20 protein-coding genes and 1 pseudogene are annotated in these 24,911 nt (G+C 70.7%); 16 read left to right on the forward strand and 5 right to left on the reverse strand.

Annotation, left to right across the window (positions count from 1 at the left end):
• The first annotated feature begins 134 nt into the window (after window positions 1-134).
• The gene (locus HEP85_RS13250; protein WP_168527964.1) at window positions 135-1,454 is read left to right on the forward strand and encodes a pyroglutamyl peptidase; all 1,320 of its coding nucleotides are present in this window, start codon (window positions 135-137) and stop codon (window positions 1,452-1,454) included.
• A gap of 48 nt (window positions 1,455-1,502) precedes the next feature.
• Here HEP85_RS13250 and HEP85_RS13255 read toward each other — a convergent pair whose 3' ends face one another.
• Both HEP85_RS13255 and HEP85_RS13260 read right to left on the reverse strand, forming a co-directional pair.
• Window positions 1,503-2,318: an EI24 domain-containing protein gene (locus HEP85_RS13255; protein ID WP_168527965.1), complete on the reverse strand. Its 816-nt coding sequence runs from the start codon at window positions 2,316-2,318 to the stop codon at window positions 1,503-1,505.
• A 236-nt stretch (window positions 2,319-2,554) separates the two neighbouring features.
• Window positions 2,555-3,229 (reverse strand): hypothetical protein, encoded by a 675-nt coding sequence (locus HEP85_RS13260; protein WP_248001912.1) that lies wholly within the window; start codon window positions 3,227-3,229, stop codon window positions 2,555-2,557.
• 150 nt (window positions 3,230-3,379) lie between these two features.
• Between HEP85_RS13260 and HEP85_RS13265 the strand changes: the two are divergent.
• Window positions 3,380-4,465 (forward strand): annotated as a pseudogene (locus tag HEP85_RS13265) (peptidase M28); the annotation flags it as partial.
• A 91-nt stretch (window positions 4,466-4,556) separates the two neighbouring features.
• Here the strand turns inward: HEP85_RS13265 and HEP85_RS13270 are convergent.
• Window positions 4,557-4,976: an organic hydroperoxide resistance protein gene (locus HEP85_RS13270; protein WP_168527966.1), complete on the reverse strand. Its 420-nt coding sequence runs from the start codon at window positions 4,974-4,976 to the stop codon at window positions 4,557-4,559.
• A 105-nt stretch (window positions 4,977-5,081) separates the two neighbouring features.
• Window positions 5,082-6,101, reverse strand: a complete 1,020-nt coding sequence (locus HEP85_RS13275) for an NADP-dependent oxidoreductase (RefSeq protein WP_168527967.1) — start codon at window positions 6,099-6,101, stop codon at window positions 5,082-5,084.
• 127 nt (window positions 6,102-6,228) lie between these two features.
• Here HEP85_RS13275 and HEP85_RS13280 point away from each other — a divergent pair, with 127 nt between their 5' ends.
• From HEP85_RS13280 to rox, 11 genes are all read left to right on the forward strand, one after another.
• A complete protein-coding gene (locus HEP85_RS13280) occupies window positions 6,229-6,663 on the forward strand; it encodes a MarR family winged helix-turn-helix transcriptional regulator (protein WP_168527968.1) in 435 nt (144 codons plus the stop codon).
• Window positions 6,664-7,326: 663 nt separating this feature from the next.
• Window positions 7,327-7,566 carry a hypothetical protein gene (locus tag HEP85_RS13285; RefSeq protein WP_329526285.1) on the forward strand — a complete coding sequence of 80 codons (240 nt, stop codon included), beginning with the start codon at window positions 7,327-7,329 and terminating at the stop codon, window positions 7,564-7,566.
• 348 nt (window positions 7,567-7,914) lie between these two features.
• Window positions 7,915-9,072, forward strand: coding sequence for a mandelate racemase/muconate lactonizing enzyme family protein (locus tag HEP85_RS13290; RefSeq protein WP_168527970.1), 1,158 nt, complete (start codon window positions 7,915-7,917; stop codon window positions 9,070-9,072).
• Window positions 9,069-10,073: an alcohol dehydrogenase catalytic domain-containing protein gene (locus tag HEP85_RS13295; protein ID WP_329287711.1), complete on the forward strand. Its 1,005-nt coding sequence runs from the start codon at window positions 9,069-9,071 to the stop codon at window positions 10,071-10,073. The genes HEP85_RS13290 and HEP85_RS13295 overlap by 4 nt, the downstream gene beginning before the upstream one ends.
• A gap of 116 nt (window positions 10,074-10,189) precedes the next feature.
• Window positions 10,190-11,158 (forward strand): hypothetical protein, encoded by a 969-nt coding sequence (locus HEP85_RS13300; RefSeq protein WP_168527972.1) that lies wholly within the window; start codon window positions 10,190-10,192, stop codon window positions 11,156-11,158.
• A gap of 139 nt (window positions 11,159-11,297) precedes the next feature.
• Complete coding sequence (gene chvE / locus HEP85_RS13305) at window positions 11,298-12,416, forward strand: multiple monosaccharide ABC transporter substrate-binding protein (RefSeq protein WP_168527973.1); 1,119 nt, start codon at window positions 11,298-11,300, stop codon at window positions 12,414-12,416.
• Window positions 12,417-12,448: 32 nt separating this feature from the next.
• Window positions 12,449-13,999 (forward strand): multiple monosaccharide ABC transporter ATP-binding protein, encoded by a 1,551-nt coding sequence (gene mmsA, locus HEP85_RS13310; RefSeq protein WP_168527974.1) that lies wholly within the window; start codon window positions 12,449-12,451, stop codon window positions 13,997-13,999.
• Complete coding sequence (gene mmsB, locus HEP85_RS13315; protein ID WP_329287714.1) at window positions 13,996-15,240, forward strand: multiple monosaccharide ABC transporter permease; 1,245 nt, start codon at window positions 13,996-13,998, stop codon at window positions 15,238-15,240. The genes mmsA and mmsB overlap by 4 nt, the downstream gene beginning before the upstream one ends.
• A gap of 56 nt (window positions 15,241-15,296) precedes the next feature.
• Complete coding sequence (locus HEP85_RS13320; RefSeq protein ID WP_168527975.1) at window positions 15,297-16,445, forward strand: aldose epimerase family protein; 1,149 nt, start codon at window positions 15,297-15,299, stop codon at window positions 16,443-16,445.
• A 159-nt stretch (window positions 16,446-16,604) separates the two neighbouring features.
• Window positions 16,605-18,320, forward strand: coding sequence for a histidinol-phosphate transaminase (locus HEP85_RS13325; protein ID WP_369657703.1), 1,716 nt, complete (start codon window positions 16,605-16,607; stop codon window positions 18,318-18,320).
• A 273-nt stretch (window positions 18,321-18,593) separates the two neighbouring features.
• Window positions 18,594-20,042: a rifampin monooxygenase gene (gene rox / locus HEP85_RS13330; protein WP_168527976.1), complete on the forward strand. Its 1,449-nt coding sequence runs from the start codon at window positions 18,594-18,596 to the stop codon at window positions 20,040-20,042.
• A gap of 26 nt (window positions 20,043-20,068) precedes the next feature.
• Here rox and HEP85_RS13335 read toward each other — a convergent pair whose 3' ends face one another.
• Complete coding sequence (locus HEP85_RS13335) at window positions 20,069-20,548, reverse strand: ATP-binding protein (RefSeq protein ID WP_168527977.1); 480 nt, start codon at window positions 20,546-20,548, stop codon at window positions 20,069-20,071.
• A 126-nt stretch (window positions 20,549-20,674) separates the two neighbouring features.
• On the opposite strand from HEP85_RS13335, the gene HEP85_RS13340 reads away from it, so the two are divergent.
• From HEP85_RS13340 to HEP85_RS13350, 3 genes are all read left to right on the forward strand, one after another.
• On the forward strand, window positions 20,675-21,523 hold the full coding sequence (locus tag HEP85_RS13340) for a helix-turn-helix transcriptional regulator (protein WP_168527978.1): 849 nt from the start codon (window positions 20,675-20,677) through the stop codon (window positions 21,521-21,523).
• Window positions 21,520-21,768: a DUF397 domain-containing protein gene (locus tag HEP85_RS13345; protein WP_168527979.1), complete on the forward strand. Its 249-nt coding sequence runs from the start codon at window positions 21,520-21,522 to the stop codon at window positions 21,766-21,768. Before HEP85_RS13340 ends, HEP85_RS13345 begins: the two co-directional genes overlap by 4 nt.
• 103 nt (window positions 21,769-21,871) lie before the next feature.
• Window positions 21,872-24,853, forward strand: a complete 2,982-nt coding sequence (locus tag HEP85_RS13350; RefSeq protein WP_168527980.1) for a beta-galactosidase — start codon at window positions 21,872-21,874, stop codon at window positions 24,851-24,853.
• Window positions 24,854-24,911: the final 58 nt, after the last annotated feature.

A 24,911-nucleotide genomic window follows, 5' to 3' on the forward strand; every position in this document is an offset into this window, starting at 1 on the left:
GCGTCACCCCTCATGGCGTACGCCCCCTCGGGCACGCGATACTGCGGCCGTCCGGCAGCACCCCACGGCGACGGAAGGCATGAACTCCCTTGACCTACAAAGGCGTTCGCATCGGATTACTCGCACTGACCTTGATGGCGGGGTCGGCCGCCGTCCCCACCGCGTCGGCCGCGGCGCACCCCCGCCTCACGGACTCCGGCACCACGGGCTCCGCCACCTTGGATTCCGGCACCGTGGATTCCGCCACCGTGGATTCCGGCACCGTGGATTCCGCCACCGTGGAGGAGCGGCGGCTCGACCGGGCCGCGCCCCAGGAGATTCTGCGGCGCTCCGGATTCGACACGGTGGCGACGGAGTTCGCCCGGGCGCTGGAACGGTCGGGCTCGTACGCGAGGGCCGAGCACGTGGTCGCCCGGCAGGGTGCGCGGCTGTGGCGGCGGGCCGTGGACCGGGCTCAGGGACGCGGCCCCGCGGGCGGCGACCTGAGCCGCGACGACGACCGGCCACTGTACTGGGCGCGGCTCGGAATGACCCGCGAAGTGCGGCAGTGGACGCCCCGGTTCGGGCTGACGGACGCGCAACGCACCGGTCTGCTCGACGCGTTGGAGCAGACCTCGCGCGGTCGGCAGGACATCCACTGGCCGTGCGCCAAAGGCCTGAAGCGGATCCTGGTCACCGGATTCGACCCGTTCACGCTGGACCAGGACGTCCGGACCTCCAATCCGTCCGGGGCCACGGCCCTCGCCCTCGACGGCACGACGATCCGCACGGCGCACGGACCCGCGCGGGTCGAGACCGCCGTCTTCCCCGTCCGCTGGCAGGACTTCGCCGACGGCACGGTGGAGCGGACGCTGCGGCGGCAACTGCCGCGCGTGGACCTGTTCACGACCGTGAGCCAGGGCCGCGTCGGCCGCTTCGACGTGGAGCGGACCAACGGGGCCTGGCGGGGCGGCTACCCGGACAACGAGAACGTGTCACGGACCGGGACGGTCCCGGTCACCGATCCGGCCTCGCAGCCGCAGTGGACGACGACGACCCTCCCGTACGCGCGGATCGTGGCCGCGGACACGGGCCGCTTCCCGGTGTACGACCACACGTCGGTGACCGAGATCCCGGCGGGAGGCACCGATCCGGTCGTACGCCCCGACGGCCCGACCCCGGGCTCGACGGCGCGTGCCGGGGGCGGCGGCGACTATCTCTCCAACGAGATCGCCTACCGCGCGACGCTGCTGCGCGACCGCCTCGGCCTGCACGACAGCCTGCCGGGCGGCCATGTCCACACGCCCGTGCTCGAGTTCGGCACCGGCAACACGGACCCGGCGACCGGGACGGTCACCGATCCCGGGTTCGTACGCAACCGGCTGGACATCATCGCCCAGGTCCGGTCGATCCTGACGGTGGCCGCCGACGCGGGCGCGCCGGGGATCAGTGGGACGGCGCGAACGCGGGACTGACGCCGAGGCCGGCCAGGACGGTGATGACGGCCACCGCGAGAACCTGGTTCACGCCGTAGCCCCCAGCTCCCGGTCCTCCTGGTCCCCCTGGTCCTCCCGGTCCGGGTTCGGCTCGCCCGTCTCCTCGCCCAGCAGGTCACGGGCCATCAGCGTGGCGCCCGCGACGGCGCCCGGCATCAGGAAGACGGCGACCACGGGGACCAGGAAGGCGAGGCCCAGGGGGGTGCCGAAGCCCCAGACCAGCATCTTGCGGGAACGGAGCAGGGTGAGGCGGGCGCGGAGGTCGACGCGGCGGCGCTGGAGGGCCACCGCGGTCAGTTCCTCGGTGAGGAAGAAGCCGGTGACGAAGAAGCCGATCACCGGGACGACCGTCTGGCCGACGACCGGGACGAAGCCGAGGGCGAAGAGGAGGATGCCCCAGACCAGGGCCCGTACGACGATACGGAGGCTGTCGCGTCCGGAGATCCACAGCTCGCGCCAGAGCGGCAGCCCGGATTCGGGGGCGGTGCCGTCCCGGGAGACGTCACGGTCGACCTTCTCGGAGAGCGACTCGTAGAAGGGCTGTCCGACGAGGAGCGTGACCGCGGTGAAGGTGATCACGGCGAGCAGGAGGGCGAGGGCGAAGAGCACGGCGGTCAGAAGTCCGCGGAAGAGGCCCTGCCACGGACTCGTCCAGTGGTCCGCGAAAGGGGTGGCCCAGGTGACGAAGTCCTCACCGTAGACGGCGAGCGCGATGAGTGCCGCCGCGTACAGCACGAGGGTGATCAGCCCCGGAAGCAGGCCGAATCCGTACTGCTTCCCATGCCGTGCGACCCATCGCTGGCCCTGTATGAGGTAGTTGAACCCTGCCCCGAGATCACGCATGCGGGCCACTTTACCGGCGCCCCCGCCGCCTTCCCCGTGCCCGGCGCCCCTGGACGCGTGGGCGCTTAAGCGGGCCTACGCCGGGGTCACCGCCACCACCGCGCTTCCGTCCGCCGCGGGCGACACCGCCGCCGACACCCGGACTGCCGCCGCCCGCCCCACCCGTCCCGCCCGGGACGCGGAGGCCGCAGCAGTGGCTGGAGACGTTCGAGGCCGGAGACGAGGAGTTCCTCGCTCTAAGCGATCAGGACGGGACGGACGGCGTTCGTCGTGGCGGCCGCCGCCTCCGTGAGGTCGGCCAGCGGCGGCAGCGCGGCCCGTACCACCCCCGCACCCGCCGTGGCCGCCCGCTCGGCGAGCGCCGCGGTCGACGCGTCGGCGATGCGCCGGAGCTCCGGGGACGCGTCGCGCAGGACCTCGGCCGCCGCGCGGACCACCGGTGTCGACGCGAGCAGCACCCCCGCCACCACCCCCGCGACCGTCGGCAGCAACGGCGACCCCGCCTCCAACAGCTCCCCGAGCGCGGCGGCCGCCTCCTCCACCGCGGGCTCCACCGCGTCGAGGACCGGCAGCAGGCTGTCGCCCACGGCGGCCAGCAGCACCCGGGCCGGTTCACTCACGGGATGCGTCGCCGGCGGCGCCCCGGTCGTCCCCAGCCGCGTCAGTGTGTCCACGATGCGGTAGAAGGCCTCCTGCGCCTGCGGCGACGCGCTCGCCTCGGCCAGCTCCGCCGTGGTCTCCCGGAGCACCCGCAGCGCCTCCGCCCCCGACCCGTCCCGGGGATCAAGGGTGTTGAGCGCGATTCTGGTGATGTTCCCCGCCGTGTCGAGGAGTTGGCCGGTGACGTCGGTCGCCGTGCGCGCCATGCGCAGCAGGTCGTCCCTGCTGGGGAGCGACGGAATCGGGGACATGGGCCCTCCTCGCCACGCGCGGCACATCGGTCCGGAGCCCACGCGGCCCTCCGTCGCGCCGGTGCCCAACCCCAGCATGCCCTCTGCGACCCGCCGGGGATGCGCCGGGGATGCGCCATCCGTGGCATTGGTGACGTCGAGGCCCGCGGTTTCCGGCTCGCGGGACGGTCGTACGCGCGGGGCTCGTACGTCGTCGACCTGCACCAGCCCAGACGCGGGCTGGCGAACGTGCTGCTGGCGGACGGGCGGGACATCAGCGACAAGGTCTCGACGATGTACGACATCTCCGGCTGGAGCCTGGGGCGGCTGTGGGGCGCGTCGGTCGTACGGGTACGGGCCGGCGACCTGCCGGCGGCGGCCGCGGCCGCCGCCGCCCGGCCGGTGCGGGCGGCCGCACCGGCCGGGTACGTCGCCCCGCACGGCGACCTGCGTCTGCGTCTCGACACCCCCCAGGCGGTCGCGGCGCTCAACTCCCTGCTCCGGCAAGGGGTCGCGGTACGGCGGCGGGCGGACGGCAGCGCGGCCGTGCCCTCCTCGGCGCGGTCGCGGGCCACCGCCCTCGCCCGGCGGTACGACGTCGTCTTCGAAGCGGCCCCGGACGCCCGGGGAACTCTGCTGCACCGGGTCCGGGTCGCCGCGGCAGTCACTCCGGGCGAGCTCTTCGCGCTGCGTGAGATGGACTTCGACGTCGTACCGGTGTCGACGGCGGTCCTCGACGCGGGCTTCGACTGGTCCGCGGCGGACGTCCTGTTCGTGTCGGCGGGACTCGATCGCGCCCGTCTGAACCCGGCCGCGCGGGCGGCCCTCGACGCCTTCCTCGGCAGCCACGGACTGGTCGGACGCGGCACCTCCGGGGCCGCGCTCACCAGCGCGACAGGTCTGCTCGCGGCAGTGCCCGTCGAGGGCGACGCGGACGCCAACGGCGTGGTACGCGTGGTGAATTCGGGGAACGGCGGCATCACGTCCGGCGCTCCGGCCCACAGCTTCGTCTACGCGCCCGTCTGGTTCACCGGCCTCGGCCCCGACGTCCGCGTCGAGCAGGCGTACGCGCCGGGCGACCCGCTCGTCTCGGGCCACTGGCGGCCGACGGCGGGCGGCGGCCCGAGAGCGGCCGGCGGCCACGCCTGCGTCATCAGCGGCCCGCACGCGGTCCTCTTCGGCACCGAACCGCTCTTCCGCGATCACCCGAAGGGCGAATTCCCGCAAGTGGCACGGGCGTTGCTGACCGTGTCCTGAGGCGGTGCGAGGTCCGGCCGCCGCCCGCCCCACCGCGCGCGGGCCGCGCCCCGTTCCCGGGACGCGGCCCGCGCCGCGGTCGGTGGGCCCGTCAGACGAGCGTCACCGTGACGTCGCCGCGGGTCGCCTTCGAGTACGGGCAGACCTGATGGGCCTGCTCGAGCAGGTCCCGCGCCGTCGCCGCGTCCACGGCCGGGAGGGTCGCGGAGATCTCGACGATGATGCCGAACCCGTCGTCGTTCTTGCCCAGACCGACCCTGGCGGTGACCGTCGAGCCGGTGAGGTCGGCGTTCCGCCCGCGGGCGACGACGCCGAGCGCGCCCTGGAAGCAGGCGCTGTACCCGGCGGCGAAGAGCTGCTCCGGGTTGGTCCCGGCGCCGCTCCCGCCCAGTTCCTCCGGCGGGTTCACGACGACGTCGAGCCTGCCGTCGTCGGTGGCGACCCGGCCGTCGCGGCCGTTGTGCGCGGTGGCGACGGCGGTGTACAGGACGTCGGACTGCTGGATGGACATACGGTGCGTTCCTCCCTGGTCCGCCGCGACTCGCGCCCACGATCGCGACGACTTCGGAAAAAAGTTACCGTATGTCGGAAGTCCAGCAGAAGCCCCGCCGGGGCGTCAGAGCTTGACGATCATCTTTCCGGTGTTGTCGCCGCGCAGGACGCCGAAGAACGCCTCGAGGTTGTTCTCGATGCCCTCGACGACGGTCTCGTTGTACTTGAGCTCGCCGGAGCGGACCCAGGCTCCGACCTCCTGGACGAACTGCGGCTGCAGGTCGTAGTGGTCGCCGACCAGGAAGCCCTGGATGCGGCCGCGGGTCTGGATGAGACGGGCGAGGTTCCTCGGGCCGGGAGCGGGCTCGGTGTTGTTGTAGACGGAGATCATGCCGCAGACCGCGACGCGACCGTCCCGGTTCAGCCGGCCGATGGCGGCCTCCAGGTGGTCGCCGCCCACGTTGTCGAAGTAGACGTCGACGCCGTCGGGGGCGGCCTCGCGCAGCTGCTCGCCCACCGGGCCGTTCTTGTAGTTGAACGCGGCGTCGAAGCCGTACTCCTCGACGAGCAGCTTCACCTTCTCGTCGGAGCCCGCCGAACCGATGACCCGCGAGGCACCCTTGAGCCTGGCGATCTGTCCGACCTGGCTGCCGACGGCACCGGCCGCGCCCGACACGAAGACGGAGTCGCCCTCCTTGAAGGAGGCGACGCGCAGGAGACCCGCGTAGGCGGTGAGGCCGGTCATACCGAGGACACCGAGGTACGCGGAGAGCGGCGCGGCCTCAGGGTCGACCTTGACGGCCTGCTTGGCGTCCACGACGGCGTACTCCCGCCAGCCGAGGAAGTGCAGGACGTGGTCACCGGCCGCGATCCCCTCGGCGCGGGAGGCGACGACCTCACCGACCGCACCGCCCTGCATGGCCGCGCCCAGCTCGTAGGGGGCGGCGTACGACTTGGCGGCGCTCATCCGGCCGCGCATGTAGGGGTCGACGGAGACGTACTTGTTGCGGACGAGGACCTGGCCCTCCCCGGGCTGCGGAACCTCGGCCTCGACCAGGGCGAAGTCCTCGGGCTTCGGCCAGCCGACCGGGCGGGCGGTCAGGTGCCATTCGCGGCTGACGGAGGGAAGCTGGGTGTCGGTCATGAGGGTGTGTGCCTTTCCTGCATGCATGCACGCTTGCCTGCGCACTACGGCTCTAATACTTCACTACCTGAAACAACCATGCTCCTGAATATTTCATGATGTCAAGTAAGGGAGTAGCCTGGAGGCCATGGCCACCCAGAAGACGCACCGGATCGACCCTCTCACCCTGGAGGTCGTCGACCTCATCGGCTCGGTCGTGGCGCGCTACCACGAGGAGTACGAGGACGCCGCCGCCGAGCACGCCCTCACCGGGGCGCAGGCGCGGCTGCTCGGTCTGCTGTCGCTGGAGCCGCTGCCGATGCGGAGGCTGGCGCAGAAGCTGAAGTGCGAGCCGTCGAACGTGACGGGGATCGTGGACCGGCTGGAGGTGCGGGGGCTGGTGGAGCGGCGCCCGGACCCCTCCGACCGGCGGGTCAAGCTGGCGGCCGCGACCGAGGAGGGGCGGCGGGTGGCGCATTCCCTGCGGGAGTCACTGCGTTTTGCCCGGGAGCCGTTGGCGGGGCTGTCGCGTGAGGAGCGGGTGTCTTTGCGCGATCTGCTTCAGCGCATGCTGACGCCGTAACTGGGGGCTCCGCCCCCAGACCCCCGTTCGGCCTCAAGGGCCTTGTCCTCAAGCGCCGGACGGGCTGATGGTGCGGGCCTGGGCTGCTGATTTTCAGCCCGTCCCGCGTTTGAGGACGAGCCCTGGCGAGGCGGGGGTCCAGGGGCGCAGCGCCCCTGGCGGGGCGGAGCCCCAGCTACGAGACGGGCGGCGGGGCGACGTGCACCACCACAGGAAACGATTGCACGTGTGCGACGGTAAGCGGCGCCGACGTCGGCGCGGCCGGCGGCGTCGTGGCGGAACGCGGCGGCCCCGAGGAGGCGGGCGCCGACACCGGGGCCCCACCCCCGTCCCCGCCGTGGCCGACTGCCCCTGAGTGTCCTTCTTGTCGCCGTCCTTGGACTTGTCGCCCTTGGCGGACTCGGACGCGGAAGCGGAGGGCGACGCCGAGGCACTCGGCGAGCCCGTGGCGGTGGGCGCCCCGCCCCCGGAACCGCCGGTGTCACCGGTCGGCCGCGCCGTACGCTCCGCGGAGGCACCCGAGCCGCCGTCGGCGGACGCGTCCGCGCTGGCCGCGTGCGGGGTCACTCCGGGCGCCTCGATACCGAGTTCGGCGAGGCTCAGTCCGCCCGCGGCGAGCAACAGCCCCGCTCCGGCGAAGAGCACCCTGCGGCGCCTCCTGCGGTGCGCCGCGGCCTTCCGGTCGCGCCGGCTCGCACCGGCGGGAGCGCGCCCGCGCCGTCGCCCGCCGGTCCGGCGACGACCATCGTCCCCGCCGTCGCCCCCGTCGCCCCCGTCACCGTCGTCGCCGTCGTCATCGGGGCCTTCCCCGTACGCGCCCTCGCTCTCGTACCGATCGTCGGAGTCGTACGGGTTCGTCCCCGCGTCCGGTTCCGGGTGCGCCCCGGTGCGGCCCGCGGATGAGCGGAGCTGTTCGGCTGAGGTGCCGCACCCCGGGCAGGCAAGGGCGCCGTTGAGGTGCCTTCGGCACGGGTCGCAGTAGTCCATGACGCCGGAAGACTAAGTTCCTCATGCGTCCCGTTGATAGTCACGGCTGTGAAAGTTGTGTGGTGAACCATCCGTTTCGGCGCGTCGCCCCCCTCGTTCACAGCGGCACGTGTGCGACGACCCGAGGCATACCGCCAAAATCCGCCGCCGACCGTCGCGTTCGACCCATTGACACTCCCGGGCCCGCATCCTACTGTCACGCCAGCATTTCGAACGTGTGACGAAATTTCGAACAGAACCGCAAGAGCACAGGGGGCAACTGCCGTGCGCATCACGGGAATCAGCACACACGTGGTCGGGACGCCCTGGCGGAACCTGACCTACGTCCAGGTGCACACCGACGAGGGCGTCACCGGAGTCGGCGAGACCCGCATGCTGGGCCACACCGACGCACTGATCGGCTATCTGCGGGAGGCGGAGGCCAATCACATTCTCGGTTCCGACCCGTTCGCTGTCGAGGACCTCGTCCGGCGCATGAAGTACGGCGACTACGGGCGCGCCGGCGAGATCGTGATGTCGGGCATCGCCGTCATCGAGATGGCCTGCTGGGACATCAAGGGGAAGGCGCTCGGCGTCCCCGTGTGGCAGTTGCTCGGCGGCAAGGTCACCGACCGGGTCAAGGCCTACGCGAACGGCTGGTACACGACCGAGCGGACCCCGGAGGCGTACCACAAGGCCGCTCAGGAGGTCGTCGCCCGCGGGTACCGTGCCCTCAAGATCGACCCGTTCGGCACCGGCCACTTCGAGCTCGACCACGAGGCCACGCTCTACTCCGTCTCGCTCATCGAGGCGGTGCGCGACGCGATCGGCCCCGAGACCGAGCTGATGCTGGAGATGCACGGCCGTTTCTCGCCCTCGACCGCCGTCCGGCTCGCCCGCGAGCTCGCGCCCTTCAAGCCCGCGTGGCTGGAGGAGCCGGTGCCGCCGGAGAACCTGAAGGCGCTGGAGAAGGTGGCCGCCAAGGTCGACATCCCGATCGCCACCGGCGAGCGGATCCACGACCGCATCGAGTTCCGTGAGCTGTTCGAGAGCCAGGCCGTCGACGTCATCCAGCCCGACGTCGGTCATCTCGGCGGGATCTGGGAGACCAGGAAGCTGGCCGCGACCGCCGAGGCCCACTACGTGCTCGTCGCTCCGCACAACGTCGGCGGCCCGGTCCTCACCGCCGCCTCCCTCCAGGTCGGCTTCAGCACCCCCAACTTCAAGATCCTGGAACACTTCAACGACTTCGCGGACGCGGAGATCAAGAAGGTCGTGAAGGGCGCCCCGCAGGTCGTCGACGGTTACTTCGAGCTGTCCCACGAACCCGGTCTCGGTGTCGAGCTGGACGTCGACGCGGCGGCCGAGTTCCCGCAGCAGCAGGCCCGCTTCGACCTCTGGGCGGACGGCTGGGAGCAGCGCAGGCCGAAGGGGGCGCAGTGAGTACCGCGGTCGTCGTCGACGCGCCGGGTGAGCACCGGCTGACCGCCCACGAGCCGGTGCCGCCGGCCGCGGGCGAGGCGCTGGTCCGGGTCCACGCCGTCGGCATCTGCGGCAGCGACCGCGAGGTGTACCAGGGCAACCGGCCCGAAGGGTACGTGCGTTATCCCCTCACCCCCGGCCACGAGTGGTCCGGGACGGTGGCGGAGGTGGGTGCCGGGGTGCCCGCCGGTCTCGTCGGCCGCAAGGTCGTCGGCGAGGGCTTCCGCAACTGCCAGGTCTGCGACCGCTGCCACGCGGGCGAGACCACGCTGTGCACGGCGGGGTACGAGGAGACGGGCTTCACCCAGCCGGGTGCGATGGCCGCCACCCTCACCCTGCCGGCCCGGCTGCTGCACGTCCTGCCGGACGACGCCGACCTGACGGCGGCGGCCCTCCTGGAGCCGGCCGCCTGTGTCGCGGCGGCCGCGCTCAAGGCGGACGCGCGCCCCGGTGAACGGGTCGCGGTGGTGGGCACGGGGACGCTCGGGATGTTCGCCGTCCAGTTCCTGCGGGCGGGTTCCCCCGGGGAGCTGCTCGTCGTGGGCACCCGCCCCGACCGGGACAAGCTCTCGCGGACCTTCGGTGCCACCGACTTCCGTACGAAGGACCAGGAACTGCCCGCCGACTTCGACGTCGTCATCGAGACCGCCGGGTCCGCGTCCGCCGCGCGCACCGCCGCCTCCCTGCTCCGGCGCGGCGGACGCCTGGTCCTCACGGGCATCCCGGCGCCGGGCGCCGAGGGGCTCGACCCGACCGACCTCGTCGTACGGCAGTTGGAGGTGCACACCGTGTTCGGGGCGCCGCCGGCGGCCTGGGCGCACACGGTGCGGGTGTTCGGCGCGGGGCTGCTCAGCCCCTTGCCGCTGGTCACGCACGAACTGCCGCTCGCCGGGTTCGCCGAGGCCATCGAGTTGGTGGGGTCCGGCGATCCCGCGGTCGGCAAGGTCCTTCTGCGTCCTTAGCCGTACGCCGGTACGGAGTCACCTGACGGCTCCGTACCGGCGTACCACCCGGCCTCCGCACGCCCAGAGCCGCGAACTCCGTCCGAAATCACGAACAAGAACATGAAGGACAGCCAGTGACCGACCCCTCTCCCTCGGTTCCCCGTCGACCCGGTGAGCAGGCACTCGCCGCGCTCGGCCTGGGCGCGCCCGCCCTCTCCCCCGCCGACGCCTCGCCGCACAGCTTCCCGGAAGGCGGCCGCTGGCGCACCGAGGTCCCGTCCGTGGAGGGTCCCGAGGCCCTGGCCGTGGTCCTCAAGGAGTCCTCGCGGCTCGATGTGCCGATCCACCGCATCAGCCAGGGCAGCGGTGTCTGGATGCTGACCGACGCCGAGATCACCGAGATGGTCGAGGCCACCGCCTCGCGCGACATCGAGCTGTGTCTGTTCACCGGTCCGCGCGGCACCTGGGACATCGGCGGTTCGGTACGCTCCGACTCCCGCGGCGGCGGACTGCGCGCCCGCGGCCACGACGCGGTGGCCGGCTGTGTCGAAGACGCCGTCAGGGCAACGGAGTTGGGCGTCCAGTGTCTGCTCGTCGCCGACGAGGGCGTGCTGTGGACGCTGCACCGGGCGCGCGTGGCCGGGATCATCCCGGCCGACACGACGCTCAAGCTCTCGGCACTCGTGGGGCCGGTCAACCCGGCCTCGTACGCGGTATACGAAAGGCTCGGCGCTGACTCCGTCAACGTGCCGAGCGACCTGACGCTCGATCACCTCACGGAGATCCGTCGGGTTTCGGCCGCACCCATGGACATGTACATCGAAGCCCCCGACGATCTCGGCGGGTATGTCCGGATGTACGAGGTGGCCGAGCTGATCCGGCGCGGCGCACCGATCTATCTGAAGTTCGGCCTGTCCAAGGCCCCCGGGATCTACCCGTACGGCCACCACCTGCGGGATCTGACCCTGAACACCGCCAGGGAGCGGGTGCGGCGCGGCAGGCTCGCCCTGGACCTGCTCGCACGGCACGGAGCGGACGGCGACATGGCGCCGCTCGGCTCGCGAACTCCCGGTCCGATGTCGCGTTTTGACACCTCCTCATAACGTTCCGACTAACTCCCCTTCACAAAAGCCGACACGGCCGCGCACAATCCCACACACCTCTCCTCGGTCTTTTCTTCGCACCGCCCCGCGGAGCGTCCCCGCATCGCGAGGCCGAGTCCGGTCCACGACATCAAGGAAGATGATCATGCGTAATCGCAGAGCTGCCCTCACCGCCATAGCCGGCGCCGCATCCCTCGCCCTGTCCCTGTCCGCCTGCGGCCAGAGCAGCGACGGCGGCAGCAAGAGCGACAGCAAGGACATCAAGGGAGCCACCATCGGCATCTCGATGCCGACCAAGTCCTCCGAGCGCTGGATCGGGGACGGCAAGAACGTGGTCAAGGACCTTGAGTCGAAGGGGTACAAGACCAAGCTGGCCTTCGGTGAGGACGACCCGGACCAGCAGGTCTCGCAGATCGAGAACATGATCACGCAGGGTGTGAAGGCGCTGATCATCGCGGCCATCGACAACAAGTCGATGAACAACGTGCTCCAGCAGGCCGCCGACGCCAAGATCCCGGTCATCTCCTACGACCGCCTCATCCTCGGCACCAAGAACGTCGACTACTACGCGTCGTTCGACAACACCAAGGTCGGCGAGCTGCAGGCCGGTTACATCGTCGACAAGCTCGGTCTGAAGGACGGCAGCAAGAAGGGCCCGTTCAACATCGAGCTGTTCGCGGGCTCGAACGACGACAACAACACGAAGTACTTCTTCCAGGGCGCGATGACCGTCCTGCAGCCGTACATCGACAAGAAGCAGCTCGTCGTCAAGTCCGGCCAGACGCAGCTGAACCAGGTCACCACGCTGCGCTGGGACGGCGGCACCGCGCAGAAGCGCATGGACGACATCCTGACCTCCGCGTACAAGACGGCCCACGTCGACGCGGTGCTCTCGCCCTACGACGGCATCTCCATCGGCATCCTGTCGTCGCTGAAGTCGGACGACTACGGGTCCAAGAGCAAGCCGCTGCCGATCGTCTCCGGCCAGGACGCCGAGCTCGCGTCGGTGAAGTCGATCATCGCCGGCGACCAGACGATGACCGTCTACAAGGACACCCGCAAGCTCGCGACGGTGGCCTCGAACATGGTCGACGCGGCGCTCAAGGGCAAGAAGCCCGAGATCAACGACGACAAGACCTACGACAACGGCACCAAGGTCGTCCCCGCGTACCTGCTGCAGCCGGTGAGCGTCGACAAGACCAACTACGAGAAGGAACTGGTCGCCACCGGCTACTACAAGGAAAGCGACCTCAAGTAACCGCCACCTCCTAGTGATTGGAAGGCACGACCATGGCGGGACCCGTCCTGGAAATGCGCTCGATCGTCAAGACCTTTCCCGGCGTCAAGGCGCTGTCGGACGTCACTCTGACCGTCCAGCAGGGCGAGGTCCATGCCATCTGCGGGGAGAACGGCGCCGGCAAGTCGACCTTGATGAAGGTCCTCTCCGGCGTTCACCCGCACGGGAGTTACGAAGGGGACATCCTCTTCGAGTCGGAGGTCTGCACGTTCAAGGACATCAGGGCCAGTGAACAGCACGGCATCGTGATCATCCACCAGGAGCTGGCCCTGGTGCCCTACCTCTCCATCGCGGAGAACATCTTCCTCGGCAACGAGCACGCCACCCGCGGGCTCATCAGCTGGACCGAGACGCTGCGGCACGCGTCCGAGCTGCTGCGGCGGGTCGGGCTCGACGAGAACCCGCAGACCCGGGTCGCCGACATCGGCGTGGGCAAGCAGCAGCTCGTCGAGATCGCCAAGGCGCTGTCGAAGAAGGTGAAGCTGCTCATCCTGGACGAGCCGACCGCCGCCCTGAACGACGAGGACAGCGGCAAACTCCTGGATCTCATCCTGGAGTTGAAGAACCAGGGCATGACCTCGATCATCATCTCCCACAAGCTGAACGAGATCGAGCGGGTCGCGGACTCGGTGACCATCCTGCGCGACGGGCGGACCATCGAGACGCTCGACGTGAAGGCCGCGGAGACCACCGAGGACCGGATCATCAGCGGCATGGTCGGCCGCGACCTGGAACACCGCTTCCCGGAGCGGACTCCGCACCACCCGCAGGAGGGAGCCGCGCCCGCCCTGGAGATCCGCGACTGGACCGTGTTCCACCCGATCGACCAGCAGCGCAAGGTGGTCGACGACGTGTCGATCACCGTACGGCGCGGTGAGATCGTCGGCATCGCCGGGCTCATGGGCGCCGGGCGCACCGAACTGGCGATGAACGTCTTCGGGCGCGCCTACGGCCGCTACGCGGGCGGCACGGTGCACAGGGACGGCAAGGAGATCCGGACGAAGACCGTGTCCGAGGCGGTCGGGCACGGGATCGCGTACGTCACCGAGGACCGCAAGCACTACGGCCTCAACCTGATCGACACGATCAACCGCAACATCACGCTCAGCGCCCTGGGCAAGGTCTCCAAGCGCGGGATCGTCGACGAGCACGAGGAGCGACAGGTCTCCGAGGGCTTCCGCAAGTCGATGAACATCAAGGCACCCACGGTGTTCGAGCCGGTGGGCAAGCTGTCGGGCGGCAACCAGCAGAAGGTCGTCCTGAGCAAGTGGATCTTCGCGGGCCCGGAGGTGCTGATCCTGGACGAGCCGACCCGCGGGATCGACGTGGGCGCCAAGTTCGAGATCTACACGGTCATCGACCGGCTGGCGGCCGAGGGCAAGGCGGTCGTCTTCATCTCCTCCGAGCTGCCGGAGCTGCTCGGCATGTGCGACCGCATCTACACGATGGCAGCGGGACGGCTGACGGGTGAGTTCTCGCGGGCGGAAGCCTCGCAGGAATCGCTGATGCGTCAGATGACAAAGGACAAAGAGGTAACCCGATGAGCACGGATGTGACCGCCAAGACGCCGGCCCCCGCGCCGGCCGGGAAGAGCGGCTCGGACACGGCAGGGAGCCTGCTTCAGCTGATGCTGGACGGCATGCGCCGCAACATGCGGCAGTACGGCATGCTGTTCGCCCTCGGTCTGATCGTGGTGCTGTTCGCCGTGTGGACCAACGGCGACCTGCTGCTGCCGCGCAACGTGTCCAACCTGGTGCTGCAGAACAGCTACATCCTGATCCTCGCGATCGGGATGATGCTCGTCATCATCGCGGGCCACATCGACCTGTCGGTCGGCTCGCTGACGGCGTTCGTGGGCGCGATCGGCGCCGTGCTGATGGTCAACCACAACCTCTCCTGGCCACTCGCCCTGGTGCTGTGCCTGGCCATCGGCGCGGCCGCGGGCGCGGCGCAGGGCTTCCTCATCGCGTATCTCGGCATACCGTCGTTCATCGTGACCCTGGCGGGCATGCTGACCTTCCGCGGTCTCACCGAGATCTTCCTCAAGGGCCAGACGATCGGCCCGTTCCCCGAGGGTCTGCAGAAGGTCGCCAACAGCTTCCTGCCCGAGGTCGGGCCCGACACGAACTACCACAACCTCACGCTGCTGCTCGGCATCGCCCTGATCGCCTTCGTGGTGTTCCAGGAGGTCCGTGACCGCAAGCGGCAGCAGGAGTTCTCACTCGGCGTCCTGCCCAGGAACCTCTTCCTGCTCAAGCTCGTCGCGCTGATCGCCGCCGTACTCACCGTCACCATGCTGCTCGCCAGTTACAAGGGCGCTCCGGTGGTCCTGCTGATCCTCGGCGTCCTGGTCGCCGGCTTCGGCTACCTGATGCGCAACGCGGTCATCGGCCGCCACATCTACGCGATCGGCGGCAACCTCCCGGCGGCGAAGCTGTCGGGCGTGAAGGACAAGAAGGTCACCTTCCTGGTCTTCCTGAACATGGGCATGCTCGCGGCCCTGGCGGGTCTGGTCTTCGCCGCCCGCTTCAACGCGGCCTCGCCCAAGGCCGGTCTGAACTTCGAACTCGAAGCGATCGCGGCCTCGTTCATCGGCGGCGCGTCGATGAGCGGCGGCGTGGGCACGGTCCTCGGCGCGATCATCGGTGGTCTCGTCCTGGGCGTGCTGAACAATGGTATGAACCTCGTCGGCATCGGCAGCGACTGGCAGCAGGTCATCAAGGGTCTGGTACTGCTGGCCGCGGTCGGGTTCGACGTGTGGAACAAGCGCAAGGTCGGTTCGTAAGTCGCTAGGGCCCCCACCTCGGTGGGGGCCTTCAACTTCCACTGCAGGAGCCGTATATGGAAACCAGCAGACGAACGATCATCGCCGCGGCTGCCGCCGCGGGTGTCACCGCCGCCACCGTCGGCACCGCGCACGCCGGCACCGGGGGCGGGAAACCGGTCAAGGAACTCTTCGGCAGGCTCGCCGACGGCACGAAGGTCCACCGCTGGTCGCTCGCCAACGGCGGCACACGTCTGAAGGTCATCTCCTACGGCGGGATCGTCCAGTCCCTGGAGATCCCCGACCGGCACGGCCACTACGCGAACGTCTCCCTCGGATACGACGACCTGGCGTCCTACGTCGCCGGTACGACGTTCTTCGGGGCGACGATCGGCCGTTACGGCAACCGCATCGCGGCCGGGCGCTTCACTCTCGACGGCAAGACCTACCAACTCTCCGTCAACGACGGCGTGAACAGCCTGCACGGCGGGGCCAAGGGCTTCAACACCAAGGTCTGGGACATCGAGGGCTTCACCTCCGGCTCCGACGTCGGCCTGCACCTGCACTACACCAGCATCGACGGCGAGATGGGCTACCCGGGCACGCTCCGGGTGAAGGTGACCTACACCCTCACCCGGCACGGCGACTGGCGCATCGACTACGAGGCCACCACCGACAAGGCCACGGTCGTCAACCTCACCAACCACACGTACTACAACCTCGCCGGTGAGGGCCGCGGCGGCATCTACGACCACGAACTCACCCTGGCGGCGGGGCGCTTCACCCCCACCGACGCCGGTCTGATCCCCACCGGCGAACTGTCGAAGGTCGCGGGCACCCCCTTCGACTTCCGGCGCGCCAAGCCGGTCGGCCGCGACATCCGGGCAGGCCACCCCCAGCTGGTCACCGCCAAGGGCTTCGACCACAACTGGGTGCTCGACAAGGGCGTCACCGCCCGGCCCGAGCACATCGCCACCCTGCGCGACCCGGGCTCCGGCCGCACCCTGAAGATCGCGACCGACCAGCCGGGCGTGCAGTTCTACTCGGGCAACTTCCTGGACGGCACCCTGGTGGGCACCTCCGGACACACCTATCGGCAGGGCGACGGCATGTGCCTGGAGACCCAGCACTTCCCGGACTCCCCGAACCAGCCCTCCTTCCCCTCGACGGTGCTGCGCCCGGGGCAGACCTACCGCACGACGACGGTGCACTCCTTCGGCGCCTGACACCCCGAAACCCGGTGCCGGACGCCGTCGAGGGCCTTGAGGTTGCCCCGGTGCTCGGACCCTCACCGGATCCTCACGAGTTGAACAGCGCCACCCCCGTCTCCGTATGAGAGGGCGGCCCGTGCTCCCCCGCACGGGCCACCCAGAGACGGAGGTTCCATGGCCGACAACGTCGCCTCGCTGTTCCGCGGTACTGCGGCGCACAGCCCCTCGATGGCTGCGCTCGCCCGCGAGAGCGATGGAGTCGGCCCGATCGACTTCTGTATCCCGTGCAACCCGTACTTCCCCACGCCCGGCATGTTCGACGAACTGGCCGGGCGGCTGCGCGAGATCATCACGTACTACCCGAGCAGCGCCGACACCATCACGGCCGAGCTGTGCGCGCTGCTCCAGCTTCCGCCGAGCTGTGTCGCCATGGGCAACGGCTCCACGGAACTGATCACCTGGATCGACCACCTGCTGGTCCGCGAGTCCCTCGCCATCCCCGTCCCCACCTTCGGCCGCTGGACCGACCAGCCGATGGAGACCGGCAAGCGCGTCGACATGTTCCCGCTCCAGGAGTCGACGGCCTTCGCCCTCGACCCCGCGAAGTACATCCAGTTCATCCGTGCCCGGGGCACCCGGGTCGCCGTCATCTGCAACCCCAACAACCCGGACGGCGGCTTCCTGAGCCGGCAGACGGTCGTGAACTTCATGGACGCGCTCCAGGACCTGGACCTGGTGATCATCGACGAGTCGTTCCTGGAGTTCGCCGACGCGGAGAACGAACCGAGTGTCGTCGAGGAGGCGGTGCTGCGGCCCAACGTCATCGTGCTGCGCAGCCTCGGCAAGAACTTCGGCCTGCACGGCATCCGCTTCGGCTACCTCGTGGCCAACCCCGCGCTCGCGGGCAAGATCCGCTCCATGCTGCCCAAGTGGAACCTCAACTCCTTGGCGGAGACCGTGGTGTTCATGCTCAAGGAGCACGGCGCCGAGTACATGGAGAGCCTGCACCTGGTGCGCCGCGACCGGCTCGACATGGCGCGTCAGCTGACCGCGCTGCCCGGTCTGACGGTCTACCCCTCGCAGGGCAACTTCCTCTTCGTACGGCTGCCCGTGGGTGCCGAGGGCACCGTCGTCCGCGACCGGCTGCTCACCGAGCACCGGATCCTGGTCCGCGAGTGCGGCAACAAGATCGGTTCGTCCAGTCGCTTCCTGAGACTCGTGGTGCGCCCCCAGGTGGACGTGCGTCGCCTGGTGTCCGGCCTGGAACAGGTGCTCTACGGGTCCAGGAGGGGAGCCGTCGTGCCCGAGCCGAGCACAGGGACCGGCTACAGCTCGGGCACGGCGGCGGTCGACCGCCTGATCAGCGAGACGAACGGGGTCGGCATGCCGCTGGCCGCGCAGGCCGCCGCGATGCCCAGCCTGCCGCCCGCGCAGACCTGGCCGGGCCCGGCGCAGGCTCCGGCACAACTGCCCGGCGGCATGCCCGGTCTGATGCCCGCGCCGGCCGCCGCCATGATGCCCGCCCCCGCCCCGGCGGCCGCCATGATGCCGCCCATGGCCCCCATGCCCCCGGCCGCCCCGCCGCGGCAGCAGCCCATGCCCGCGGTCGCCCAGATGCAGCCCCCGCCGATGCCGGCGGTGGCCCAGATGCAGCCCGCGCCGATGTCCGCGCCCCCCATGCCGAGCATGCCCGGCATGCCTGTTCCGAACGGTATGCCTGGTATGACTCCCGCGCCGGCCGCCGGACTCGGCCAGACCGGGATACCGGGCCTGCGCAACGGCGGCCTGACCGCCGCCCAGGTCCGGGGCCGCACCCAGCCGGAACCTGAGCCCGCGCCGCAGCCGACGGGCTGGCCGGCCGCCGGCGCGATGTACAACCAGGTCGGCTAGGGCGGACGCTCGCGGCGGGAGATCCTCCCGGACCGCGCGGACGACGAAGGGCAAGGAGAACTCCCGCTCCTTGCCCTCTTCAACGTATAGCGCGCCAGGGGGCTTGCGGCAAGGCCCCGGTCGTGCCGCAGAATCGTCGACCGGGGCCGGAACCTGCGGAAATGCCTGCTTCACGACGTACATGCGCCGTTGTCCGCGTATGACGTCGGTCGGCGCGCGGGCCTGCGCACGGGGCGTCCGGCCAACATCCCCTCTGGTTGAACGGGCGTTCTGATGATTGACGTGATCGTGGTCGGCGGCGGACCGACCGGGCTGATGCTCGCCTGCGAGCTGCGCCTGCACGGTGTGCACGTGGTCGTGCTGGAGAAGCTGTCCGAGCCGACCACGGAGTTCCGCGGGCGCGGCCTGCACGCGCGCAGCGTCGAGATCATGGACCAGCGCGGCCTGCTGGACCGGTTCCTCGCGGTCAGTGAGAAGTTCCGGGTCGGCGGTTTCTTCGGCGGCATCCACAAGCCGTGGCCCGACGGGGTGGACACGGCGCACCCGTACGGCCTCTCCACCCCGCAGCCGGTCGTCGAGCGCCTGCTCCACGAGCGCGCCCTCGAACTCGGCGCGGAGATCCGGCGCGGTCGCGAGGCGGTCGGGCTGAGTCAGTACGACGGGAACGGGGCCGGGGCCGACGCCGGGGTGAGCGTCGATCTCGCGGACGGCACACGGCTGCGGGCGCGGTATGCCGTCGGGTGCGACGGCGGGCGCAGCGCGGTGCGCAAGCTGCTCGGTGTCGGTTTCCCCGGCGAGCCCGCCAAGGTCGAGACGCTGCTCGGCGACATGGAGATGACCGAGGACCGGGCGACGGTCGAGGCCGTCGTCGCGGAGGTCCGCAGGACTCAGCTGCGGTTCGGCACCATCGCCAACGGGGACGGGACGTACCGCGTCATCGTGCCCGCCGACGGCGTGGCGGAGGACCGGGCGAGCGCGCCGACCCTGGAGGAGTTCAGGCAGCGGCTGCGGGCGGTCGCGGGCACCGACTTCGGCGTGCACTCGCCGCGCCGGCTCTCGCGGTTCGGCGACGCGACCCGGCAGGCCGAGCGCTACCGGGTCGGCCGGGTCATGCTGGCCGGCGACGCGGCGCACATCCATCCGCCGACCGGCGGGCAGGGGCTCAACCTCGGCGTCCAGGACGCGTTCAACCTCGGCTGGAAGCTGGCCGCCGAGGTCGGCGGCTGGGCACCGGAGGGCCTCCTGGACAGCTATCACTCCGAACGCCATCCCGTGGGCGCCCGCGTGCTGGACAACACTCGCGCCCAGATCACGCTGCTGGGCACCGATCCGGGGGCGACCGCGCTGCGCGAGCTGCTCTCGAAACTGATGGACTTCGAGGAGGTGAACCGGTACGTCACCGAGATGATCACCGCGGTCGGGGTCCGCTACGACTTCGGCGAGGGGCACGACCTGCTCGGCCGGCGGATGCGGGACATGGAACTGAAGCAGGGCCGTCTCTACGGGCTGACGCACGCCGGTCGCGGGCTGCTGCTCGACGGGACGGGCCGGCTCTCGGTGGCGGGCTGGGCGGACCGGGTCGACCACGTCGTCGACGCCGGCGAGGAACTGGACGTGCCCGCCGTGCTGTTGCGGCCGGACGGTCATGTCGCCTGGGCCGGCGAGGACCAGGAGGATCTGCTCGGCGTGATGCCGAGGTGGTTCGGCGCGCCCGTCGGCTGACCGCGCGGTGGGGGCCGGCGTCCCGTTCACCTCCCGTCCGCTCGTCCGGTCAGGGCCGACCGTCCCGGCAGGTCGATCTCGGCGCGGACCGTCTTGCCGGGCGGTTCCCGGTCCAGTACCTCCCAGCGTGCGGCGAGCGCCTCGACGAGGACGAGCCCGCGCCCCTGTTCGCCGAGCGGGTCCGCGGGCGGTACGGCGCCCGGTCCCGGCGGACGTGTCCCGTCGCGCGTGTCGCTGACCTCGACCCGGACGCTGCCCGTGACGAGGGAGAGCCGCAGCTCGAAGTCGCGGCCCGGCACCCGGCCGTGGGTCACCGCGTTGGCGGCCAGTTCGGCGACGATCACGGCGGCGGTGTCGGAGGCGTCCGTGCCGTGCGGGACGCCCCAGGTGTGCAGCTGGTCCAGGGCGAGGTGGCGGGCGAGGCGGGCGCCGCGCGGGGTGGCGCTGAAACGCTGCGTGAACACACGTACGGTAACCGGGCGTCGGGGGGTGGATGGTGCGGTCATGCCCCCAATCTGACGGTGGTCACGGGCACTTCACCAGGTCGGCGCCGCGTACGCCGCGGGAGCGTACGCGGTGACGGGGTGGACAGTACTGGTCACGGGGCGTGACCATGGTCGCGGGAGGTGACCATGGCGGTCGAGGGTGCGGTGGGGACGGGTGGCGAGCCGGAGTCGTCCGACAGTCTGCGGACGTTCGGGGCGGTCGTACAGGCGTTACGGGAGCACGCGGGGCTGAGCCGGGAGGAGTTCGGCGAACGGGTGCGGTTCTCCAAACACACGGTGGCTTCGGTGGAGTTGGGACGCCGCATGCCGGACCCGACGTTCGTCGACCGGGCGGAGCAGGTACTGGGGAACACCGGGGCGTTACGGAAGGCGGCGGGGCATCTGGCACGGCAGCCGGGACTGGCGGCGTGGTTCCGGCGATGGGCCCGGTTGGAAGCGGTGGGAATCAGCCTGTACACGTACGAATGCCGAGTCGTACCGGGGCTTTTACAGACGGAGGCGTACGCACGGGCGGTGTCGTTGAGCGTGCCACCGATTCCGGACGAGGAGGAGTTGAACGAACGGATCGTGGCGCGGTTGGCCCGGCACGAGCTGCTGTCCACACGCAGGAAGCCGCCCTGTGCGTTCAGCTTCATCGTGGAACAGTCGGTACTGGAGCGGCGCACCGGTGGCACCGAAGTCACGCGAGCATTGCTCGACCACCTGCTGGAGGTAACCGACCGGCACTGGAACGTGGAGTTGCAGATCATGCAGCTCCAACAACCTGTGCACGCGGGGCTGGACGGCCCGATGCAGTTGCTGGAGACCCCGGAGAATCAGTGGTTCGGCTATTCCGAGGGGCAAGAAAATGGTCGACTCATCTCCGACCCGAAAGAGATCAGCCGCCTCCATCAGCGGTATGCAAAACTGCGCTCGCAGGCCCTCACCCCAGAGGATTCCAGGGGCCTGCTGAAGCGCATGCGAGGAGACCTATGAGCACCAGCGGACTGATGTGGTTCAAGTCGAGCTACAGCAGTGGCAGCCAGGGCGACTGCGTAGAGGTTGCCCTCTCCTGGCGCAAGTCCAGCTACAGCAGCGGCGGCGACGGCGACTGCGTAGAGGTCGCTGCCTCCCCCCGCACCATCCACGTCCGCGACTCCAAGAACCCCCAGGGCCCCCACCTCACCCTCTCCCCGGCCACCTGGTCCGGCTTCCTCACCTACGCCGTCTCCCGCGCCTGAGGCCCGGCTGCCGTTGCCGCGCCGGGAATCTCATATGACCGGAATAGGACGTATCGCTGTGGACAATGATCACAGCGACGCCGCTGTCCCTGGGAGGCCCCGCATGGTGTTGAGCAGACGTACCTTCAGCGCACTCGCCGGCACCGCCGCACTCGGCCTCACGCTGGGCGGCAGCGGGGACGGCGGCGCGTACGCGGCCGGCACCGTGCCCACCGGGCCCGCGCCCGGACCGCCCCGCGCCGACGGACGGCGGCACACCATCGGGTTCGACAGCTACTCCATGCTGATCGACGGCAGGCGCGTGGTGCTGTGGTCCGGCGAGGTCCACCCCTTCCGGCTGCCGAGCCCCTCCCTCTGGCGCGACGTGCTGCAGAAGCTGCGCGCCCACGGCTACAACACGATCAGCGTCTACGTCTCCTGGAACTACCACTCCCCCGCCCCCGGGCACTACGACTTCACGGGCGTCCGCGACCTCGGCCTGTTCCTGCGCACGGCGGCCGAGACGGGTCTGTACGTGATCCTGCGGCCCGGCCCGTACATCAACGCCGAGGTCGACGCCGGCGGCTTCCCGGGCTGGCTGACGGCCACCCGGGGCACCGCCCGGACCTCCGACCCGACGTACCTGTCGCACGTGGACGAGTGGCTGACCGCCGTGAACCGGGTCGCGGCCCGGCACCTCCACACCGACGGCGGCGGCACGATCGTCCTCTACCAGCTGGAGAACGAGTACGCGAACAACGTCACCAGCCCGCGCGGCCGCGACTACATGGCCCACCTGTACGCCAAGGTCCGCGCCGACGGCATCGACGTACCGCTGTTCCACAACGACAAGGGCAGGAACGGCCACTGGGCACCGGGAACCTTCAGCACCGGTGGGGAGAAGGGCCGTTACCTGTACGGGTTCGACGGCTACCCGTCCCCGGCCGAACCGCCGCCGGACTGGGGCTACTACGGCGTCGGCGGAACGAAGGGCGGTGCGACCGCGAGCCCCGGAACCCCGGGGTTCGTCGCCGAGTTCGGCGGCGGCTGGTTCGACCCGTGGGGCGGGGTGGAGTTCGACGGCAAGGGGTACGCGGAGTCGGCCCGGACCCGGGACGCGGCGTACGAGCGGCGCTTCTACCTGACCAACCTCGCCAACGGCATCAAGATCCACAACGTCTACATGACCTTCGGCGGCACCTCCTGGGGCTGGCTGCCCGCGCCGATCGTCTACACGTCGTACGACTACGGGGCCGCTCTCGACGAGGCCCGCAGGCCGACCCCGAAGCTGGTCCCCATGCACCAGATCGGGCAGCTCCTGCACTCCGTGCCCGACCTCGCCAAACTGGACCGGGCGCCGGCCGTCGCGGTCGGCGACGGCGGCGGGTCGCGGGCCGTCGCCGGGATCACGGCGTACCACCTCGTCAATCCCGACACCAAGGCGCACTTCCACGTGCTGCGCAACGACCGGCCCGCCGACGTCGTGGCCGCCGTCACGCTCGCCGGCGAGAGCGTCCGCGTGCCCCTCCCCGGTCTCGACGCCCGGCTGCTCGCCACCGGACTCTCCCTCGGGCGGCGGACCCTGCGGTACTCCAGCGCGCAGCCCATGCTGCGGCTGGCCGCCGGGCGTCAGGACATCGCGGTGTTCACGGGGCGCGAGGGCGAGGCGACCTGGACGGTGCTGGAGTGCGCCAGCACGCCGAAGGTCACCGTGCTGGAGGGCAGCGCACGCCATGAGCACGCGCACGGCCTGCTGCGCATCGACGCCGAACTCAGTGGCCTGACACGCGTGTTGGTGGAGGGCGGTGGCAACACGGTGCCCCTCCTGCTGCTCCTGGCCGACGACAGGGCCTCGGCGCGGCTGTGGCGTCACGACACCCCGTCCGGCCCGGTCCTGGTGCGGGGCCCGGCCCTGGTGCGCACCGCGGAGCTGCGCGGCACCACCGTCCATCTCACCGGGGACACGGTGACGGCCGCGGACCTGGAGGTGTGGGGGCCGCGCGGGGTGGACGGCGTGGTCTGGAACCAGGGCGCGGTGCGCACCCGCGCGACCCCGTCCGGCAGTCGGCTGGCCGAGCGGCGGCTGCCCGGCGTACCGGCCGTCGCGCTCCCCGCGCTGGGGAAGTGGCGCCATCACTCCGAGAACCCGGAGTCCGCCGCCCCTTTCGACGACTCGGCCTGGCGGACCGCCGACCGGACGTCCTCCCACAGCGTCACCCCCGTACCGGCCGGACAGCCCGTGCTGTTCGCCGACGACTACGGCTTCCACTACGGGGACGTCTGGTACCGGGGTCATTTCGCGGACACGGCCGGCGCGGAGTCGGTGTCCCTGTCGTACGTCACGGGCACGCAGGGGCTGCTGATGGCGTGGCTGGACGGCAGGCCGCTGGGCACGCACCGGATGCCGGTGCCGGACAAGAAGACGGTCCGGCAGGGGACCTGGGCCGCCAGGGCCACCTTCCCGATCACGCCGGAGGCCCGCCGGGCGAAGGGGCCGCATGTGCTGTCGGTCCTGGTGCGCCGGATGCAGCACGACCAGGACGGCGCGGCCCGGGACACGCACAAGGCGGCCCGCGGGCTGACGGCCGTGACCTTCGGGGGCGCCTCGCCCGCGCTCTCCTGGCGGATCCAGGGCGCGGCGGCCCCGGACCCGGTGCGCGGGCCGCTGAACCACGGCGGTCTGTACGGGGAGCGGCAGGGCTGGCATCTGCCGGGGTTCGCGGACGGCGGCTGGAAGGCCGTGGAGTTCCCGCAGGCGCGGCGGGGGCAGGGAGTCTGCTGGTACCGCACCGGGTTCCGGCTCGCGGTCGACCCCGCCGTGGACGCCTCGATCGGGCTCACCCTCACCGACGACCCGTCCCGCGCCTACCGTGTCCAGATCTTCCTGAACGGCTGGAACCTGGGCCAGTACATCAACGACGTAGGTCCTCAGCACACCTTCGTGCTGCCGAACGGGGTGCTGAACACACGTGGTGCCAACACCCTGGCCCTCGCCGTGCTGGCGGACGGGACCACACCCGCGGGGCCGGGCACCGTGCGGCTGACGCTGATGGGCAGCGCGGCCGGAGGAGTGCCGGTGACACCGGTGGCCTCCCCCGGCCGGTGACCGTCGGCGGAGCCTGATCGTCCCCGTCCGGTCGGCGACCGGGCGGGGACGTCGGGGG

Source organism: Streptomyces sp. RPA4-2, from assembly GCF_012273515.2.
Lineage (GTDB): Bacteria > Actinomycetota > Actinomycetes > Streptomycetales > Streptomycetaceae > Streptomyces > Streptomyces kaempferi.